The following is an 18,528-nucleotide window of genomic DNA, read 5'->3' as shown; positions in this document are numbered from 1 at the left end:
ATCGGGCTACGCTCGACGCGTGACTGCGCGGCTGCCGGTTTTTCCGCTCGGGACGGTCCTCTTTCCCGGTCTGGTGCTGCCACTGCACATATTCGAGGAGCGCTACCGCGCCCTGGTCCGGCACCTGGTCGGGCTTCCCGAGGGCGCCCCGCGCGAGTTCGGCGTGGTGGCAATCCAGGCCGGCTGGGAGGTCGCCCCCACCGCCCCGGACGGCCGGCCGGTGCCCGGCGGCGGCGACGTGACCCTGCACGAGGTGGGTTGCACGGCCGAGCTGCGGCAGGTCACCGAGCGCCCCGACGGGGGCTTCGACATCGTCACCGTGGGTCGGCGCAGGTTCCGGATCGCCGACGTCGACCGCGAGGCCGCGCCCTACCTCACGGCCGACGTGGAGTGGCTGCCCGAGCCGGACGGGCCGGACGAGGTCGCCGACCTGCTCGCCGCCCGGGTGATCTCGGTCTTCCGGCAGTACCTGGGGCTGATCCGGGCCGACCCGGAGGAGCTGTCCGAGCAGTTGCCGGAGGACCCGACGGTGCTCTCCCACCTGGTCGCCGCGACGGCGGCGCTGACGGTGGCCGACCGGCAGCGGCTGCTCGCCATCGACGACACCGCCGCCCGGCTCCGCGCCGAGCTGCGGCTGCTCAACCGTGAGGCGGCGCTGCTGCGCCAGGTGCGGGCGGTTCCGGTGCCGCTGGCGGAGCTGGCCTCCCCGCCGACTCCCAACTGACCCCGGGCGCACCGGGCTCGGGCTCCGGGCGCAGCGACGGCCAGCGGGACCAGCCCGCCAGCAGGGTGTACGTCACGGCCGCACCGAAGGCGGGCAGCAGCAGGTTGCCGTGCGGCACCGGCAGCACACCGAAGACCAGGTCGATGCCGCCGGCCCGCAGGTCCGCCGGTTTGCTGAAGGCCCGGCCGTCCGGGGCGGTCTCCAGCAGCCGCTGGTAGCCGGCCAGCCCGATCCGCCGGCCCACCTGCCAGGCGACCAGCGCCGCGCCGAACGCGCCGAGCACGGTGGCGAGCAGGCCGACCGGGCCCCGCACGCGGCGCAGCAGGAACCAGAGCGCGAGCGCGGCGAGCACCCCGAAGCCCAGCCCGAGCAGGCTGAACCAGCCGTCGGCGGCGACGGGCTGCTCCGGCTGCGGCTCGGCGTAGATCGCGCCGTCGGGGACCTTGAGCACCGGGGTGTCCGGGGCGAGTGCGGCCCAGAGCAGCCCCAGCGGCACCCCCAGGACGGTCAGCGCCAGCCCCGCGCCCGCCGCGAGCCGCACCGCCCGGCGGCGCGGCAGCTCCGGCTCGGCGGGCGGGACCGGGTGGCCGACCCCGTAGGCCGTGCCCGGGTGGCCGTAGGGGGCGGCGCCGGGGCCGTCGTACGGGCTCGTCGCGCCGGTCGGCGGCGCGACGGACGGGCCGGCCTCCCACGCGGCGCCCGCGTCGGCCTCCGGCGCGACCTGCTGCCCGGCCTCCCGCACGGCGTACGGGCCGGCGGGGGCACCCTCGGCCGGGGCTGCCGGTGCCGGGGCGCCCGGCTCGTCGGGTCGGCGGCCGGGCCGGTCGGGTTCGGGGGTGTCCGCGCTCACCCCGTGATCCTCTCAGGCCGGGCTGTGGCGCGGGTGGCCGGTGGCGGCACACCCGCTCACCGGGCGAACGGCTCCAGCATCACCGCGGCCGCCTTCAGCCACGCCTGCCGGGTCTCCTGCTGGAGCTGGTGGTACTCGATCGAGGAGCCCGTCTCCAGCGCCGGGTCGTACGGCACCACGGCGACGGCGCGGGTACGGGTGGCGAAGTGGCGCTCCAGGTCGTCCTGGAGGGTGGAGCGGCCCGGCGTGGGGCAGGAGATCAGGGTGACCGCGTTGTCGGCCAGCTCGCCCATGCCCACCTCGTGCAGCAGGTCCAGCATCCAGTCGGCGCTGAACGCGGCGTCCTCGCGCGGCACCGTGGTCACCACGAGCTGGTCGGCCGCCTGCATGACCGTGCGCCAGTTGGCGCTCTCCACGTTGTTGCCGGTGTCCACGCAGACCACGTCGTGGGTGCGCCGCAGCAGCTCCAGCACCCGCCGGACGGTGAACTGGTCGAGCCGCTGGGCGAACCGGGGGCTCTCCTCGCCGGCCAGCACGTCGTACGAGCCGTCGGAGGCGTGCCGCAGGTAGTCGTCGAGGTGCTCCAGCAGCTCCGCGCCCTCCTTGATCTCGATGTGCGCGAGGTCGCTGACCAGGTGCCGGATGGTGCGGGCGTGCCGGGCGCTGCCGGCGCGCAGCCCGAGGGTGCCGCGCAGCTCGTTGTCGTCCCAGGCCAGCACGCCCCGCCCGCGCACGCTGCCGACGGTCGCCGCGGCCAGCACGGTGGCGGTGGTCTTGTGCACGCCGCCCTTGGGGTTGGCGAACGCGAGCACCCGGGGGGTGCCCAGGTCGCGGCGGAGCACCCCGGTGGCGCGTTCCACCTCGCTCTCCGCCGCGCGCGGGCGCCACTCGACGCGGGCCGGGTAGCCCCGCTCGGCCACCGGGGGCGGGGCGGGCGGCGCCGCCGGGGGCGGCTGCTGGTAGGTGGTCTCGGGGCGGTAGCCGCTGTCCAGCAGAGGGGCGTACCGGGACTCGACCGGGGGCGGTTCGTGCCGGTAGCCGTTGTCCAGCAGCGCGTAGCGCGACTCGACCGGCTCGTGCCCGCGCCGCTGCGTCGGCACGACGTGGGAGGGCTCGCTCCGGTGGACCGGCGGCTCGCGGTGATCCGGCTCGGCCGGGTAGCCGGGGTCCACCCGGTAGGCCGGCTCCGCGGGATCCACCCGGTAGGCCGGCTCCACCCGGTAGGTGGCCTCGGCCCGGTACCCGGCGTCGGCCGGGCGGCCGTAACCCGCGTCGGCGGAGGGGCCGTAACCCGCGTCGGACGACCGGCCGTAGCCGGCGTCGGCGGAGCGGCCGTAACCCGCGTCAGACGACCGGCCGTAACCCGCGTCGGCCGAGCGGCCGTACTCCGTGCCGTACCCCGGCGGGCCGGTCTCCGGGAGGTGGCCCGGGTGGCCGGGCTCCGCGCCGTACGGCGGCTCGGGGGCCCGCCCGATGGCCGGCACCCGCGCGTAGCCGGTGCCCGACGACCGGCGCGGCAGCGGCTCGGGCGGGGCCGGCGGCGGCGCCTCGCGCCGGTCGGTCTCGGCCTGCTCGGCCGGTCGACCGCCGTGCCGGGCCCGGTCGAGCAGCGCCCGCCACCGCGGTGCTGGTTCGGCCGGCCGTGCCCAGCCGGTCTCGCTGCCCTCCACGGCTCGCCCTCCCAGCACCATCGACGTCCGCCTGACAGGCTACGAACGAAACCCTATTCGGACCACACCCGTCCGCGCACCTTCGGTCCTGCCCCCCGTCACCCGGCCGGCACCCGGGTGCCGCCGGCGGCGGCGTCTGCCGAGGTGGGCGGGGTCGGCGACGGGATTCCGCCGGATGCCGGGCCGGTCGGAACCGGTGACGAATTCGTCACCTCGCGTGCGGGTTCCGACGTTTCGCCCACCGGCGGTGTCGCGGGCGAGCCCCGGTCGCGCGCGGCCGCGCCCCGGGCGAGGCCGGCGTCGGCCGGCGGGTGCGCGACCTCCCGCTGCTCGGGCAGCGGCGGCGTGAAGACGGTCCGGTCGAGGCGGGTGACCTCGGGTGCCGGGTCGACCGCCCGCACCCCGGGCCGGGCGGCCACGCGGCGCAGGGCCACCGGATCGGCGCGGACCACCGCCGCGTAGAGGCAGGCGCAGCCGGAGCGGTACGCAGCCGCCTCCGCCGCCGCCACCTCGGCGCCGCTGTCGTACACCTGCCGCAGCTCGCGCTCGGCCTGCCCGCCGCCGGTCAGCGCGGCGGCCCGGGCGCGGTAGTCGGTGGCCTCCCGGTCCTTGCGGGCGGCGAGGTCGGCCATGCCGGCGACCACGTCGTCGGGCACCCGCTGCGCGGGGATGCGGACGAGCTCGGTCTGCCGGTCGGCGAGCGGCACCCGCCCGAAGACGACGGCGACCGGCACGTCGCCGACGACCGCCGCCGCCCGCTGCGGGGTCAGGTAGGACGAGAGGGAGACCAGGGCGTACGTCCCGTCGCCGGCCGCCGGGGCGGCGGGCTGCAGCGCGGCCAGGTCGGCGGCGGCGGCGCGGACGTAGCCGGGGATCGAGTCGCCGTGAGCCACCCCGACCCGGGTCACCTCGCCGCCGGTGCGGTCACCGGTCGGGCGGTCGTCGCCGGCCCACACGGCGGTGAGCAGCACGGCGGCGCAGGAGAGCAGCGCGACCGTGGTGAGCACCCGCGGCCGGGCGGGACCGCCGCCGGGCCGGGGCACGGCGCCGGCCAGCCGGGACAGCGGTCGCTGGTCCCTCCGCCGCAGCGGGTCGCCGGCGCGCACGGGGTCCCCCCTCGTCGGATCGTCTGGCGGTGGGCGACGCTCAGTCGCGGAGGATCTCGAGCGCCCGGCCCAGGTCGTCAGGGTAGTCGCTGACGAAGCGCACCTCGTCGCCCGTACGGGGGTGCAGGAAGCTCAACGAGCGGGCGTGCAGCCACTGTCTGGTCAGGCCCAGCCGGGCCGAGAGGGTGGGGTCCGCCCCGTAGGTGAGGTCGCCCACGCACGGGTGCCGCAGGGTGGAGAAGTGCACCCGGATCTGGTGGGTGCGGCCGGTCTCCAGCCGGACGTCGACCAGGCTCGCCGCCGGGAACGCCTCCACCGTGTCGTAGTGGGTGATGCTCGGCTTGCCGCCGGAGACCACCGCCCAGCGGTAGTCGTGGGTGGGGTGCCGGTCGATCGGGGCGTCGATGGTGCCCCGCAGCGGGTCGAGGTGCCCCTGCACCACGGCGTGGTAGCGCTTCTCGACCTCGCGGTACTTGAACGCCCGCTTCAGCGCGGTGTACGCCTGCTCGCTCTTGGCCACCACCATGATCCCGGTGGTGCCCACGTCGAGCCGGTGCACCACGCCCTGCCGCTCGGCAGCGCCGCTGGTGGAGATGCGGTGCCCGATCGCGGCCAGCGCGCCGATCACCGTGGGGCCGGTCCAGCCGGGGCTCGGGTGCGCGGCGACGCCGACCGGCTTGTCCACCACCACGATGTCGTCGTCGGCGTGCACCACCCGCAGCCCGGGGACCGCCTGCGGCACCACGGTGGGCGGGGCGGCCGGGGCGGGCAGGGTCACCTCCAGCCAGGAGCCGGCCCTGACCTTGTACGAGTTGGCCCGCACCACCCCGTCGACCAGCGCGTCCCCGGCGTCGACCAGGGCCGCGGCGGCGGTGCGGGAGAGCCCGAAGAGCCGCGACACCGCCTGGTCGAGCCGGGTGCCGTCGAGGCCGTCGGGCAGGGGCAGGGAGCGGTGGTCGCCGCCGGCGGCGAAGGCGGAGGTCATGCGCGCTCCCGCTGCCCCGCGTCGGCCGGCGCCGTCGCCTCGGTGGCCCCGTCCTTGCCGATCCGGCTGCCGTCGCGCTGGCGGCCGGTCAGCTCCAGCGCGACGGCGAGCACCACGCCGCAGACCAGGGCGCTGTCGGCCAGGTTGAACACCGGCCAGACCCGGCCGTACGGGTCGAAGAGGCTGACCATGTCCACCACGTGCCCGACGAACCAGCCCGGGGCGCGGAAGATCCGGTCGGTGAGGTTGCCCAGCGCCCCGCCGAGCACCAGGCCGAGCGAGATCGCCCAGGGCAGCGAGCGCAGCCGCAGGGCCATCCAGAGGATCCAGCCGACCACGCCCATGGTGATCAGCGGGAAGACCCAGGTGTGGTCGGCGCCGATGCTCCAGGCCGCGCCGCTGTTGCGGGTCAGGGTGAGGTAGACCGCGCCGCCGAGCAGCTTGACCGGCTCCCGGTCGGACAGGGCGAGCAGGGCGAGGTGCTTGGTGACCAGGTCGGCCGCGAGGGCGGTCAGCGCGACGCCGAGCAGGATGGTGACGGCCCGGCGGCGGGGCGTGCCGCCACCCGGCTCAGCGCTGCCGGACCCGGCGGGCGGTGCTTCGGACATCTGCTCCCCATCGACGCTCGCGGCGGCGCTCGTGCGCCGCCTCCCATGGCCGCCGGGGAGCAGGCCTCAGCGCCGCTCCTCCAGCTGCTTGCACGTCACGCAGAGGGTGGCCGACGGGAACGCGGCGAGCCGCTCCACCGGGATCGGGTTGCCGCACCGCTCGCACCAGCCGTAGCCACCCTCGTCGAGCCGCTCCAACGCCCGCTCGACCTGCGTGATCCGTTCCAGGATGCTGTTGGCGAGTGAGATCTCCTGCTCGCGTTCGAACGTCTTCGTCCCGGTGTCGGCCTGGTCGTCCCCGGCCGAGTCGGTCAGCCGGTCGCGCTGCAGCTCGGTGATCTCGCTCAGCGTCTGATCGTACTCGGCGCGCAACTCGTCACGCCGCGCCGCCAGGGCCGCCCGGATCTTCTCGGTCTCCGCCGCGCTGCGGGTGGCCTTCGCCACCGGCTTGCGGCCGGCGGTCCTGGTCTCGGCTGGCTTCGCCATCGTCGCTCCCTCGGCCGCGGAGCCGCGGCGGACCGCGGCGCCTGGACAGGGGCCGCCGACATCGGCGCCCCCAGGTACAAAAGGGGCGCGCGGCGACGTGGCCGCGCACTCCGGAGATTCGCAAGAATACGGAACGTACAGGCGTCCGACAACGTGCCGCTCCGACGCACCGCCGCTCGGCCCCGAGCCATCCCTTTTCGGGGCAAAAGGAACGCTAGCAGATCAACCGGTACGGTCCTCGCCGTACTCGCCAAACCAGCGGGCCAACCGGCCCCGCCGGCTGACCGCCCGCAGCCGGCGCTCCGCCTCGTCGCGCACCCCGGCGGTCGCCACGATCAGCAGGCTGTCGCCGGTCTTCAGCCGGAAGTCCGGGCCGGGCACCACGCCCACCCCGTCCCGCAACACCAGCGTCACCGAGGCGCCCAGCGGCAGCCGCAGCTCGTCGACGTGCACCCCGGCCAGCCGGGAACCGGGCGGCACCTCCACCTGAAGCAGGTCGGCACGCATCCGCTCCAGCGGGGCGGTCTCCACCCGGATCTCCGCCGCCTCCGCCGGCGCGGTCACCCGCAGCCAGCGGGCCACCGGAGCGAGGGTCCCGGTCTGCAGCAGCGTGAAGATCACCACCAGCACGAAGACCGAGTCGAAGAGCCGGTCGGCACCCGGCACCCGCTCCGACAACGGGATGGTGGCGAGCACGATCGGCACCGCGCCGCGCAGCCCCGCCCAGGACAGGAACGCCTGCTCGCGCAGGCCGAACCGGAACGGCAGCGCGGACGCCGCCACCGACAGCGGACGGGCGAGCAGCACCAGCGCCAGCCCGGCGACCACCGCCGGCAGCACCGCCGAGCCCAGCCGGCTCGGCGTGACGAGCAACCCGAGCAGCACGAACAGCCCGATCTGCGCCAGCCAGGCCAGCCCGTCGGCGAAGCCGAGGATGGCCTGCCGGTGCGGCAGCCGGGCGTTGCCGAGGATCACCCCCGCCACGTAGACGGCGAGGAAACCCGAGGCGTGCAGCACCGCGCCGGCGGCGTAGGCGAACACGGTCAGCCCGACCGCCGCGATCGGATAGAGCCCCGCCGACGGCAGGGCGGCGTGCCGCAGCGCCCACCGCCCGCCGACGCCGGCCACGAAACCGACGGCCGCGCCGACGCCCAGCTCGTAGCTCACCAGGGCGGTCTCGTACCACCAGGGATGGGTGACCCCCTCCCGGGACAGCAGCACCACCAGCAGCACGACCGGGGCGTCGTTCATCCCCGACTCGGCCTCGAGGGTGGCCACCAGGCGGGGCGGCAGGCGCAGTCGGCGCAGCGTGGCGAAGACCGCGGCCGCGTCGGTGGAGGAGAGCACCGCCCCGTAGAGCAGTGCCAACCGCCAGTCCAGCCCGAGCAACAGGTGCACGGCGAGGCCGACGACCAGGATGCTGACCAGCACGCCGACCGTGGAGAGCAGGGCGGCCAGCCCGAGCACCGGGCGCAGTGTGCTCCACCGCGCGGTCAGCCCGCCCTCGGCGATGATCACGATGAGCGCGCAGAAGCCGAGGGTCCGGGTCAGCTCCGCGTCGTCGAAGCGGATGCCCAGCCCGGCCTCGCCGATGGCGACGCCGAGGGCCAGGTAGACCAGGAGGCTCGGCACCCCGAGCCGGGTGGACAGCCGCACCGCCCCGACCGCCACCAACAGGACCGCCGCGCCGAGCAGGAGCGCGAGATCCAGCCCCGGCGTCACGGGTGCCCGACCTGGGCGTACGTCACCCGGCGGCCCCGTCGCGCAGCCGGCGCAGCGCCTCGGTCAGCTCCGGGGCGGAACCCTCGACCAGGAAGAGCTTGTCGCGGCTGGCCGCACCCGCCCGCAGGGACACCGCGGCCGGTCGGACGCCCAGTGCCCCGGCCAGCGCCCGGCGGGCCGCCTCGGTGGCCCGGCCGTCCACGGCCGGCGCGTTCACGGCGACCACCAGCGCGGGCCCGTGCGGGCCGTCGAAGCGCCCGCCGACGCGGGCGCGGGCGGAGCCGGGCTTCACCCGAACCGCCACGGTGAGCGTGTCGTCCATCGAAACCGGGGCCACTCAGCGCCGGCCGGTGTCGGTGAGCAGGGCGGTGTCCGGCGCGCAGTGGGCGCACGGGGTGAAGCCGAGCTCGACGGCCTCGGCGACCGGCAGCGGCTCGTGCTCGCGGCCCAGGAGGTGGGCGCAGTCGGCGAGGTGATAGCGGGGACGCCCGTCGACCACCCGCACCTCGGCGTCGAGGCGGGCCACCCGGGCCGCGTCGGCCGGCGTGACGTCCTGCTCCGCCGGCTCGTCGTCGTACGCCCCGGCCACGCCGGGCGCGGCGCCACGGGAGCCGGCGTCGGCCACCGGTGGCTCGGGCGGTTGCCGCCACCCGGTGCCGCCGGCGTCGACCGTCGGAGGGACGTGCTGGACGGGGATCTCCGGTTCCACGGGCGGCCCGTACGCGAAGGCCGGATCGGCCGGTCGGGGCGCCGTACGCGACGGCCGCGCCGGCCGCTCCGCCGCCACCCGGTCGGCGGCCGCCTGGCGGGCGCCCACGACCAGCGCGACGGCGGCCAGCAGGCTGGCCGCGATGGAGACGACGAGAAGGATGCTGGAGCCGCCGGCCAGGCCGGCCACCAGCAGCACCACCGCGACGAGGATGAGCAGGAGACTCGCGACTATCACGGCTCACCCCCGCCGGGTCGTGCCGATGAGGCGAGGTCGGCGACCGTCGCGGTGACGACGGCCGCCGACCGGTGGTTCAGCGGCCGGCTTCGAGGGCGCCGGAACGACCGCCGCCGTAGGAGCCGGCGAGACCGGCTGCGGCAAGCCCGTTGCCGCCGGCGGCCCGGGTGCCCTCGTTACGGGTCATCTCGACCTCCAGGCCCTGGCCACGGCCGTCGAGGTCGCGCAGCTGGCTCTCCAGGTAGGCCTTGAGGCGGGTGCGGTACTCGCGCTCGAACTGCTTGAGCTCCTCGATGTGCTTCTGCAGCGCGGTGCGCTTGGCGTCCAGGCCGCCCATGGCCTCCTGGTGCCGCTGGCGGGCGTCGCGCTCGAGGGCGTCGGCCTTGGCGCGGGCCTCGCGGGTGACCTCCTCGGCCTTGGAACGGGCCTCGGAGAGCAGCTGGTCGGCCTCGCGGCGGGCGTCGGAGACGTGGTCGTCGGCCGTCCGCTGGGCCATCATCAGCACCCGCAGGGCCTGCTGCTCGCCGTCACCGGTCGCCGCCGGCCCACCGGCCGAACGGACCTGCTCCAGCTCCGCCTGCATCGCCCGGGCGGCCTGCTCGGCCGCCGCCTTGTCGCGCTGCACCCGGTCGAGCTGGGCCTTGACGTCGTTGAGCTCCGCCGCGAGACGGGCGTCGCCGCCGGGGCCGGCGGGGGCGCCGCCACGGCCGCCACGCTCCACCTGGGCACGCAGCTCGTTGTTCTCCTCGATGAGACGGGCAAGCTCGCGCTCGACCTCGTCCAGGAAAGCGTCGACCTCCTCCTCGTCATACCCCCGCTTGCCGATCGGCGGCTTTTTGAAGGCGACGTTGTGGACATCGGCCGGGGTCAGCGGCATCGAAACTCCTCGGGTCAGTTGCGGCCGCGAAAGCGCGTCGGTCATCAGACAAGGCTCATGATCGACCGCTCCAACACGAACTCCATCAGCACGAACAGGATAACCAGGAGCACAAGTGAGGCCAGGTCGATGCTCACGGTACCAATTCGCAACGGAGGGATCACACGCCTCAACGCGTTGAGGGGCGGATCAGTGACGGTCCACACGATTTCCAGACCCGCCGACGCCCCGCGGCCCGGCTGCCAGCGCCGGCCGTACTGCAGGACGGCGCTCAGGACGAACCGGGCGAGCAGGGTGATGAGGAAGATGTAGAGCACCAGATACAGCACTTGCAGCACGATCGACAACACGGCAGGTGACGTCCCTCGGGTCGGGCGGGGCTAGCTCAGGCTGAAGAAGCCGCCCTCGGCGATCTTGGCCTTGTCCTCCGCGGTGACCTGAACGTTGGCCGGTGAGAGCAGGAACACCCGATTGGTCACGCGCTCGATCGTACCGCGCAGGCCGAACGCGAGCCCGGCGGCGAAGTCGACAAGTCGGCGTGCGTCCGCCTCGTCCATCTCGGTGAGGTTGATGATCACCGGGACGCCGTCGCGGAAGTGCTCGCCGATGGTCCGCGCCTCGCGGTACGTGGTCGGGTGCAGCGTGGTGATCTGGTAGCGCTGCTCCTCCTCGGCGACGACCGCCCGCTCCCGCTGCTGCGCCTGCGGCGCCAGGGCCAGGTTGTCGCGGGTGTGGTAGGTCAGCGCCCCGGACGTCTCGCCGGCGGTCGACCGGGTGATGGAGCGGACGCTGGAGCGCTCGGCCCGCTCCGGGCGGTCGCCGTCGGCCCGCTCGGCCTCCGCCGCCCGGGAGGCGACCCGCTCGGAGAGCCGGCCGCGGTCGCCGAGGCGGGGCCGGGGCGCCGGCGGCTCCTCGGCGTCGTCCTCCTCGTCGTCGGCGAACTCCTCCGAGTACCGGCTCTGCCGGTAGCGCGAATCGCGGTAGCCGCCCTTGTCGTAGCCACCGTCGTCATAGGCCCGCTCGTCGTCCTCTTCGACCAGACCGAGCCAGACCCCCGCCTTGCGCAGTGCACCCATCCCGCGCCCTTCCCGTCCGCCGTGCGGCACGCGCCCCCGTGCCGTGTCGCCTTGTCGCGAGTGGACCACTATCTGCCCACTGGACCGGACCGGCAATCCCCTGGCGCGCGATTCGCGTCGCGCGCCACGACCCCCGACAAAGGGATGCCGCTCCTTCAAACAACACGCATGTAATTTGCTTCTCTCGCGGTCAGGCTACCGCAGCGTGGGACGCATTCCGAGCAACGCGCTGCCCACGCGGACATGTGTCGCGCCGTACCGGATCGCGATCTCCAGGTCCCCGCTCATGCCGGCGGAGAGGGCGTCGGCTGCCGGATGGAGCGTCCGGAACCCGGCGGCCACCTCGGCCAGCCGGGCGAACGCCCGCTCCGGCTCCCAGCCCAGCGGCGCCACCGCCATCAGGCCGGTCAGCCGCAGGCCGTCCGCGCCGGCCACCGCTTCCGCCACCGGACCGAGCCCGGCGTCCGGGTCGGCCGAGTCGGGCAGCGCCCCACCCCGGCCGGTAGCCCCGTCGATGCTGACCTGGACCAGCACGTCCAGCGGCCGGTCCCGGCCCGTCGCCGAGGCCGCGTCCAGCGCCCGCGCCAGCCGGACGCTGTCGACGGAGTGCACCACGTCGGCGTACCGGACCACCGACCGGGCCTTGTTGCGCTGCAACTGCCCGATGAAGTGCCACCGGGGCGTCACCCCGGCCGCGGCCACCTCGGCCGCCTTGGCGGACGCCTCCTGGTCCCGGTTCTCCCCCACGTCGGTGACGCCGAGCCCGGCCAGGGCCACCACGTCCCCGGCGGGGTAGGTCTTGGTCACCGCGATCATCGTGATCTCGGAGCTGTCCCGTCCCGCGTCGGCGCACGCCTGCGCGATCCGGGATCGTACGTCGGCCAGGCCGGCCGCGAGTTCGGCGCGCCGGTCCGGGCGCACCGTGGCTGGGCTGTCGGTCATCGGCGGGGCTCAGGAACCGTTCTTGAGGAAGTCGGGCACGTCCACGTCGTCGAAGAGCACCCGGCGCGGCGACTGGGTCGGCGCCGGCATGGTCGGCGGGGGCGTCACCGGCGTGCTGGGCTGGGTGGGCTGGTTCTGGTTGGGCTTGCGGCCCGACTCGGCGGCCTTGTACGCCGGCGCGCCGCCGTCGAAGCCCGCCGCGATGACGGTGACCCGCACCTCGTCGCCGAGGGCGTCGTCGATCACCGCGCCGAAGATGATGTTGGCGTCCGGGTGGGCCGCGTCGGTGACGAGCTGGGCCGCGTCGTTGATCTCGAACAGGCCCAGGTCCGACCCGCCGGCGATGGAGAGCAGCACGCCGCGGGCGCCGTCCATGCTCTGCTCCAGCAGCGGGCTGGAGATGGCCGCCTCGGCCGCCTCGACGGCGCGGTTCTCGCCGCGGGCGCTGCCGATGCCCATCAGCGCGCTGCCCGCGCCGCTCATCACGCTCTTGACGTCGGCGAAGTCCAGGTTGATCAGGCCCGGCGTGGTGATCAGGTCGGTGATGCCCTGGACACCGGAGAGGAGCACCTGGTCGGCGGTGCGGAACGCGTCCATCATGCTGATGTTGCGGTCGCCGAGCGCCAGCAGCCGGTCGTTGGGGATGACGATCAGCGTGTCGCACTGGTTGCGCAGCTCGTCTATTCCGGACTCGGCCTGCACCTGACGGCGCTTGCCCTCGAAGGAGAACGGCCGGGTCACCACGCCGATGGTCAGCGCGCCGAGCTTGCGCGCGATGTTCGCCACCACGGGCGCCCCGCCGGTGCCGGTGCCGCCGCCCTCGCCGCACGTCACGAAGACCATGTCGGCGCCCTTGAGCACCTCCTCGATCTCGTCGCGGTGGTCCTCTGCGGCGTTCTTGCCGACGTCGGGGTTGGCGCCCGCGCCGAGGCCACGGGTCAGCTCGCGGCCGACGTCGAGCTTGACGTCGGCGTCGCTCATCAGCAGCGCCTGCGCGTCGGTGTTGATCGCGATGAACTCGACGCCCTTGAGCCCAACCTCGATCATCCGGTTGACGGCGTTGACGCCGCCGCCACCGATGCCGACGACCTTGATGACCGCCAGGTAGTTGTGCGGAGGTGTCATCTCCGGTCCTTTCCCTTCGAGATTGGCATGGGCCGACCGGGTACGGCTTGGCCAGACCAGCGGTCGACGACAGCTGTCACCAGCGAGGATCAGGATTAAACCCTCACCCTCTACTAGAGGCTTACAGTTATGTCAACCACTGATCCCCTTCGGGGCAACGTAAGCGCACCCACGCCGTGAGCCAAGGACCCGCCCGGCGTGTCGCCGCGGGAGCGGGACGGGTCACGTCGCCCGGTGGGACCGAGCCGCCGGTCACCGCAGGGTCACCACGTCCGGGGCGCTCACGTCGATGGTCTCGGCCTTGCGGTCGAGCAGGGCGGTGGCGACCCGCGCCTTGTCCGCGCCCCGGGTCGCGTCCCCCCAGACCACCACCCGCTCGCCGCGCAGCCGGAGCTTGATCCGGGCCAGCCCCTCGACGGTCACGTCCACCAGCTCGGCCCGCAGCTCCGGGGTGAGCACGGCGAGCACCTCCAGGGCGGCCCGGGTCGCCCCGTCGTCCGGCCCGGGCTCGGCGAGCCGGACCACCGGCAGGCCGTCCGGCTGCCGGGGCAGGGTCCGGAACACCACACCCACCCCGTCGATCACCACGAACTGCTCGCCGCGCGGCACCGCCGCCACGCCCGTGCGCTCGGTCACCCGGACCACCAGCGCGTCCGGCCAGTCCCGGGTGACGACCGCCCGCTCCACCGCCGGCAGCCCCCCGACCCGCCGCGCGATGGCGGCCAGGTCCGCCCCGGCCAGCGGGGCCCCGTCGGGCACCGCCGCCGCGTCGCGCACCTGCACCGCGCTGACCAGCTCCGCGCCCTCCACCCGGACCTCGCGCACCCCGAACAACCCGGTGCCGAGCAGGGCCCAGGCAACCAGCCCGGCCAGGCCGAGCACGCCGGCCGCGATCGCCCACGGCAGCGCGGCCCGCATCCGGCGCTGCCGGGCCCGGGCCATGAACCGCCGGGTGGAGGCGGGGACCGCGTCGCTGCCGGCCCGGACCAGCTGCCACCGGCGCACCGGTCCGCGCCGGCCACCGCCGTCCGCGCCGGTGGTCCGCCCGCGCGCCGGACCGGGGCTCATCCGGCCGCGGGCGCCGCGCCGTCCGGGACCGCGCCGCCGGCGCCGCCGACGCCGGGAACCGTGCCGCCGATGGTCGTCGCCCCGCCGGCCTCGCCGCCGGGCGTCGTGCCCGCCGGCGCCGCCGGATCGGCGGTACGCGTCGACAGCGCGTCCAGCAGCTGGTCCCCCATCAGCGAGATCGGCGGGGCCCCCATGGTCACCACGACGTCACCGGGGCGGGCCCGCCGGGAGACCTCGGCCGGCGCCGCCTCCCAGGAGTCCACGAAGACCTTCCGCTCCGCCGGCAGCGGCACCGCCTCGACCAGCGCCGCCGAGCCCTCCCCCGGCTGGCGCAGCTCGCCCGGGCCGAAGACCTCCAGCAGCACCAGCTCGTCGGCGATGGCCAGCGCCTCGGCGATCTCCGTCTGGAGGTCGCGCGTCCGGTAGAGCCGGTAGGGCTGGAACACCACGATCAGCCGGCCGTCCCCGGCCACCTCGCGCAGCGTCTGCAGCGCCAGCGTCATCGAGGTCGGGTGGTAGGCGTACTCGTCGTAGACCAGCACGTCGTCCGCGACGCCCTTGCGCTCGAAGCGCCGCCGCACGCCGGGGAACGCCGCGAGCGCGGCCTCGGCCGCCTCCAGCGGCAGCCCCAGCAGGTACGCGGCCAGCACCGCCGAGGCGCTGTTGAGCCCCATGTGCCGCCCCGGCACCGGCAGCCGGAACTCGCCCAGCGACCGGCCGTCGATCTCCGCCAGGTAGCGGACCCCCCGGGCCGAGGAGGCGATGCCGGTCAGCCGCAGGTCGGCGTCGGCCGCCTCGCCGTACGTGTGCACCCGCCGGCCCTCCGCGCGCAGCGTCTCGGCCAGCCGCCGCCCGCCCGGGTCGTCGGCGCAGGTGATGATGAAGCCGTCCGGGTCGGTGAGCCGGGCGAACTCGGCGAAGGCCGCCTCCAGGTTGGCCAGGTCGCCGTAGGTGTTCAGGTGGTCGGCCTCGACGTTCGTGATGATCGACACGTACGGGCGGTAGATCAGGAAGGAGCGGTCGCTCTCGTCCGCCTCGACCACGAAGTACTCGCCCGTGCCGTGGTGGGCGCCCGAGCCGACCTCGGAGATCTCCCCGCCGATCACGAAGGACGGGTCCTGCCCGGCCTGCTGGAGCACCATCGTGACCATCGAGGTGGTGGTCGTCTTGCCGTGGGTGCCGGCGACCGCCACCGTCCGGCGGCCGGTCATTGCCGCGGCCAGGGCCTCGGAGCGGTGCAGCACGCGCAGGCCGCGGCGGCGCGCCTCCACCATCTCCAGGTGGTCCTGCGGGATCGCCGAGGAGTAGACGACCGTGTCGACGCCGTCGAGGTTGGACGTCTCGTGGCTCATGTGGATGGTGCCGCCGAGCGCCCGCAGGCCGGCCAGGGACGGCCACTCCCGCAGCTCGCTGCCGGAGACGGGGATGCCCCGGGTGAGGAAGAGCCGGGCCAGGCCGCTCATGCCGACCCCGCCCACCCCGATCAGGTGGATCGTGCCCAGGTCCTCGGCGGTGAGCGTGCCTGCCGGGGTGAACTGTGCGGTGTTCATGACGGGAACCTTCCGGTCGCGGTGGCGCGGGCCTCGGGGCGGACGGGCCGCGCCCTCATCGGGCCGCCACCGCCTCGTAGACGAAGTTGAGCAGCGCCTCGTCGCCGTCGCGGCGCCCGTACGCGGCCGCGGCGGCGCCCATGGCGGCGAGCCGGTGCGGGTCGCGGATCAGCGGGATGACGGTCCGCTCGACCCAGTCGGGGGTCAGCTCGGCGTCGTCGACGAGCAGCCCGCCGCCGGCCTCCACCACGGGCAGCGCGTTGCGCTTCTGCTCCTGGTTGCTGTGCGGGTAGGGCACGTAGATGGTGGGCAGCCCGATCGCGGCCACCTCGGCACAGGTCATCGCCCCGCCCCGGCCCAGCATCAGGTCGGCGGCGGCGTAGCCGGCCTCCATCTCGGACAGGTACGGCAGCGTCACGTACGGGACGGGCAGGTCGGTGGGGACCGGCACCGGCTCGTTGCGGGCACCGATCACGTGCAGCACCTGCACCCCGTTGCGGGCGAGTTCCTTGGCCGCCCCGGCCACCGCGAGGTTGATCGAGCGGGCGCCCTGCGAGCCGCCGGCGACGAAGAGCACCGGCAGGTCGGGACGGAGCCCGAAGTGGGCCCGCGCCGCGTTGCGCATGGCGACCCGGTCCAGGCCGGCGATGCCCCGGCGCAGCGGCACGCCGACGACCCGGGCGTCGCGCAGCGCCTCGGCCTGGGCGGGCTGGTGCGGGAAGCCGACGGCGACGTGCTTGGTGAACTTCATGCCGAGCCGGTTGGCCACGCCCGGCGGCACGTTCACCTCGTGGATCACGATCGGCAGCTCGCGCCGCCAGGCCGCGAGGTAGGCCGGCACGGAGACGTACCCGCCGAAGCCCACCACCACGTCGGCGCGCACCTCGTCGATCACCTTGCCCGCGGCGCGGGCCGCGGTCCACATCCGGGTCGGGGTCTTGACCAGGTTCATGTTGACCGACCGGGGAAGCTGGTAGGCCGGGATCTGCCGCAGGTCGTAGCCCTGCGGCGGGATCAGCTCGTTCTCCAGGCCCTTCGGTGTGCCCAGGCAGGTGATCCGGACGCCGGGGTCGTGTCGGCGCAGGCAGTCGGCGAAGGCGAGCAACGGGTAGATGTGTCCCCCGGTGCCACCTCCCGCGAGCACCACCGAACGCAGCGGACCCATCAACGTCTCCTCTCGTCCGCCGACCCGCGCCGGGTCCGGGCGAGCCGGACGCCGCGCGGTGCGGCCTGGTCGTCGGGCCGCCGCTCCCGCGACCGGGGCACGGACCCTCGGGCAGCCGGGGGCGACGCCGGGCGGCGACGCCGCCCGGGTAGCGGCGGCAACGGGGCCCAGAGTAGTCGGACCCATCGGGCCGGCGGACGGGCATGCAGCGCTCGGGCGGCGTCGGGTTCCGCGCGGGCGAAGGACGCGAGCATGCCGATCGCGGCGAGCGTGATGACCAGGGCGCTTCCGCCGTCGGAGATGAACGGCAGCGGCAGGCCGGTGATGGGCAGCAGCCCGACCACCCCGCCGATGTTGATCACGGCCTGGCTGACCAGCCAGGTGGTCGCCGCGGCGGCGGCCAGCCGGCGGAACGGATCATCGACCCGGCGGGCGATCCGCAGGCCCGTGTAGGCCAGCACGGCGAACAGGCTGAGCACCACCACGCAGCCGATCACGCCCAACTCCTCGGCGATGATCGCGAAGATGAAGTCGTTGTGCGCCTCGGGCAGCCAGCCGAACTTGAGGCTGCTCTTGCCGAGCCCGACGCCGAACCAGCCACCGTGCTCGATAGCCAGCCGCCCCTGGTAGATCTGGTAGCAGCCCTCGAGCTTGCAGTCCTGCGGGTCGGGCGGGTTGAAGAACGCCGTCAGACGGGCGAAGCGGTAGTTCTCCTCGCCGCGCTCACCCGAGCCCGCGCCCAGCGAGGCCACGGCGATCAGCAGACTGACGCCGACCAGCCCGAGCACCGAGAGGGTGCCGAAGACGCGCATCCGCACCCCGGCCGCCCAGAGCAGCCCCACGACCACGGCGAGCAGGCAGAGCATCGTGCCGAGGTCGTTGTAGCCGACCAGGACGAAGAGCAGGCCGACGACCGGGAAGAGGGGGGTGGCCAGCTCCCGCCACCAGCCCAGCGCGGCGCCCTTGCGGGCGATCACGTGCGCGCCCCACAGCACCAGGGCGAACTTCGCCAACTCGGAGGGCTGCACCTGGATGCCGCCGATGAAGAGCCAGAGCAGCCGGGCCTCGACCGGGCCGATCCGGGCGGAGTCCTGGCCGGTCAGCCGGGCGTACGCGAGCAGCAGGTTGAGCAGCAGCAGCAGGCCGACGGCGGTGAACAGCAGCGGCCGGCCGAGCACCCGGTAGGTCTTCGCCGGCAGCCGCTGGCAGGCCCAGAAGGCGACGATGCCGATCACCGCGAAGATCGCCTGCTTGACCAGCGAGGTGGTGGCGTTCCCGTCCTCGGCGTAGTCCTTCACGCTGGTCGCGGAGAAGACCATCGTCAGGCCGATCACCAGCAGCAGGCCGGCGCTGGAGATCAGCAGGTAGTAGGACGCCAGGGGACGGTCCAGCAGGCCGCGCAGCGCGGCCAGGCCGCCCGCGGCGTCCACCCCGCGCAGGGCCCGGCCGCCGGCCTCGTCCGGCCCGCGCGTCGCGGCGGGCGCGTCGCGCGTACGGGTGGCTCCGGGTGACCGCCGGGGCGTCGTCTCTGTCGTGCCCTCGATGCCTCTGCCCTCCCCCACGCAGACCATCATCGCGGTTTCCCGGGGTCGCCACCGGCGCAACCGGCCGGTCGGCGTGTCGGGCCT

19 protein-coding genes are annotated in these 18,528 nt (G+C 75.0%); 1 reads left to right on the top strand and 18 read right to left on the bottom strand.

The features are described 5' to 3' along the window. The first annotated feature begins 19 nt into the window (after positions 1 to 19). Positions 20 to 724: an LON peptidase substrate-binding domain-containing protein gene (locus tag ACFY23_RS08250; RefSeq protein ID WP_350686102.1), complete on the top strand. Its 705-nt coding sequence runs from the start codon at positions 20 to 22 to the stop codon at positions 722 to 724. Here the strand turns inward: ACFY23_RS08250 and ACFY23_RS08245 are convergent. The 18 genes from ACFY23_RS08245 to ACFY23_RS08160 all read right to left on the bottom strand — a co-directional run bounded on the left by ACFY23_RS08245 (position 639) and on the right by ACFY23_RS08160 (position 18,312). Next, positions 639 to 1,574, bottom strand: a complete 936-nt coding sequence (locus tag ACFY23_RS08245; protein ID WP_350686103.1) for a DUF2567 domain-containing protein — start codon at positions 1,572 to 1,574, stop codon at positions 639 to 641. The genes ACFY23_RS08250 and ACFY23_RS08245 overlap by 86 nt on opposite strands. Before the next feature lie 56 nt (positions 1,575 to 1,630). Next, complete coding sequence (locus tag ACFY23_RS08240; protein WP_350686104.1) at positions 1,631 to 3,265, bottom strand: AAA family ATPase; 1,635 nt, start codon at positions 3,263 to 3,265, stop codon at positions 1,631 to 1,633. 77 nt (positions 3,266 to 3,342) lie between these two features. After that, complete coding sequence (locus tag ACFY23_RS08235; protein WP_350819042.1) at positions 3,343 to 4,350, bottom strand: hypothetical protein; 1,008 nt, start codon at positions 4,348 to 4,350, stop codon at positions 3,343 to 3,345. Positions 4,351 to 4,390: 40 nt separating this feature from the next. Continuing rightward, positions 4,391 to 5,335: an RluA family pseudouridine synthase gene (locus ACFY23_RS08230; protein WP_350686255.1), complete on the bottom strand. Its 945-nt coding sequence runs from the start codon at positions 5,333 to 5,335 to the stop codon at positions 4,391 to 4,393. Further along, positions 5,332 to 5,943, bottom strand: coding sequence for a signal peptidase II (gene lspA, locus ACFY23_RS08225; RefSeq protein WP_350686254.1), 612 nt, complete (start codon positions 5,941 to 5,943; stop codon positions 5,332 to 5,334). The genes ACFY23_RS08230 and lspA overlap by 4 nt, the downstream gene beginning before the upstream one ends. 66 nt (positions 5,944 to 6,009) lie before the next feature. Next, entirely contained in the window at positions 6,010 to 6,429 is a 420-nt protein-coding gene (locus tag ACFY23_RS08220) for a TraR/DksA C4-type zinc finger protein (RefSeq protein ID WP_088992775.1), read from the bottom strand. A gap of 222 nt (positions 6,430 to 6,651) precedes the next feature. Beyond that, positions 6,652 to 8,151, bottom strand: a complete 1,500-nt coding sequence (locus ACFY23_RS08215) for a potassium/proton antiporter (RefSeq protein WP_350686252.1) — start codon at positions 8,149 to 8,151, stop codon at positions 6,652 to 6,654. A gap of 22 nt (positions 8,152 to 8,173) precedes the next feature. Continuing rightward, positions 8,174 to 8,473, bottom strand: a complete 300-nt coding sequence (locus ACFY23_RS08210) for a DUF167 domain-containing protein (protein WP_350686251.1) — start codon at positions 8,471 to 8,473, stop codon at positions 8,174 to 8,176. Positions 8,474 to 8,488: 15 nt separating this feature from the next. Continuing rightward, positions 8,489 to 9,097 (bottom strand): hypothetical protein, encoded by a 609-nt coding sequence (locus tag ACFY23_RS08205; protein WP_350686249.1) that lies wholly within the window; start codon positions 9,095 to 9,097, stop codon positions 8,489 to 8,491. A gap of 76 nt (positions 9,098 to 9,173) precedes the next feature. After that, on the bottom strand, positions 9,174 to 9,974 hold the full coding sequence (locus ACFY23_RS08200) for a DivIVA domain-containing protein (RefSeq protein ID WP_350686248.1): 801 nt from the start codon (positions 9,972 to 9,974) through the stop codon (positions 9,174 to 9,176). A 44-nt stretch (positions 9,975 to 10,018) separates the two neighbouring features. Continuing rightward, positions 10,019 to 10,324, bottom strand: coding sequence for a YggT family protein (locus tag ACFY23_RS08195; protein WP_350686246.1), 306 nt, complete (start codon positions 10,322 to 10,324; stop codon positions 10,019 to 10,021). Between the two features lie 30 nt (positions 10,325 to 10,354). Then, the gene (locus ACFY23_RS08190; RefSeq protein ID WP_350686245.1) at positions 10,355 to 11,050 is read right to left on the bottom strand and encodes a cell division protein SepF; all 696 of its coding nucleotides are present in this window, start codon (positions 11,048 to 11,050) and stop codon (positions 10,355 to 10,357) included. Positions 11,051 to 11,245: 195 nt separating this feature from the next. Beyond that, positions 11,246 to 11,992 carry a YggS family pyridoxal phosphate-dependent enzyme gene (locus ACFY23_RS08185; RefSeq protein WP_350686243.1) on the bottom strand — a complete coding sequence of 249 codons (747 nt, stop codon included), beginning with the start codon at positions 11,990 to 11,992 and terminating at the stop codon, positions 11,246 to 11,248. A 9-nt stretch (positions 11,993 to 12,001) separates the two neighbouring features. Further along, entirely contained in the window at positions 12,002 to 13,117 is a 1,116-nt protein-coding gene (gene ftsZ / locus ACFY23_RS08180) for a cell division protein FtsZ (RefSeq protein ID WP_350686241.1), read from the bottom strand. A gap of 252 nt (positions 13,118 to 13,369) precedes the next feature. Continuing rightward, positions 13,370 to 14,185, bottom strand: coding sequence for an FtsQ-type POTRA domain-containing protein (locus ACFY23_RS08175; RefSeq protein WP_350819044.1), 816 nt, complete (start codon positions 14,183 to 14,185; stop codon positions 13,370 to 13,372). Then, positions 14,182 to 15,735 (bottom strand): UDP-N-acetylmuramate--L-alanine ligase, encoded by a 1,554-nt coding sequence (murC, locus tag ACFY23_RS08170; protein ID WP_350685960.1) that lies wholly within the window; start codon positions 15,733 to 15,735, stop codon positions 14,182 to 14,184. Before murC ends, ACFY23_RS08175 begins: the two co-directional genes overlap by 4 nt. Before the next feature lie 55 nt (positions 15,736 to 15,790). After that, a complete protein-coding gene (murG, locus tag ACFY23_RS08165) occupies positions 15,791 to 16,900 on the bottom strand; it encodes an undecaprenyldiphospho-muramoylpentapeptide beta-N-acetylglucosaminyltransferase (RefSeq protein WP_350685958.1) in 1,110 nt (369 codons plus the stop codon). Then, the gene (locus tag ACFY23_RS08160) at positions 16,900 to 18,312 is read right to left on the bottom strand and encodes a putative peptidoglycan glycosyltransferase FtsW (RefSeq protein WP_350685962.1); all 1,413 of its coding nucleotides are present in this window, start codon (positions 18,310 to 18,312) and stop codon (positions 16,900 to 16,902) included. Before ACFY23_RS08160 ends, murG begins: the two co-directional genes overlap by 1 nt. Positions 18,313 to 18,528: the final 216 nt, after the last annotated feature.

This window comes from Micromonospora sp. NPDC000121, from assembly GCF_042899165.1.
Taxonomy (GTDB): Bacteria; Actinomycetota; Actinomycetes; order Mycobacteriales; family Micromonosporaceae; genus Micromonospora.
Note: the sequence above shows the minus strand (reverse complement) of the source record. Positions and strands in the feature narration are given on the sequence as shown.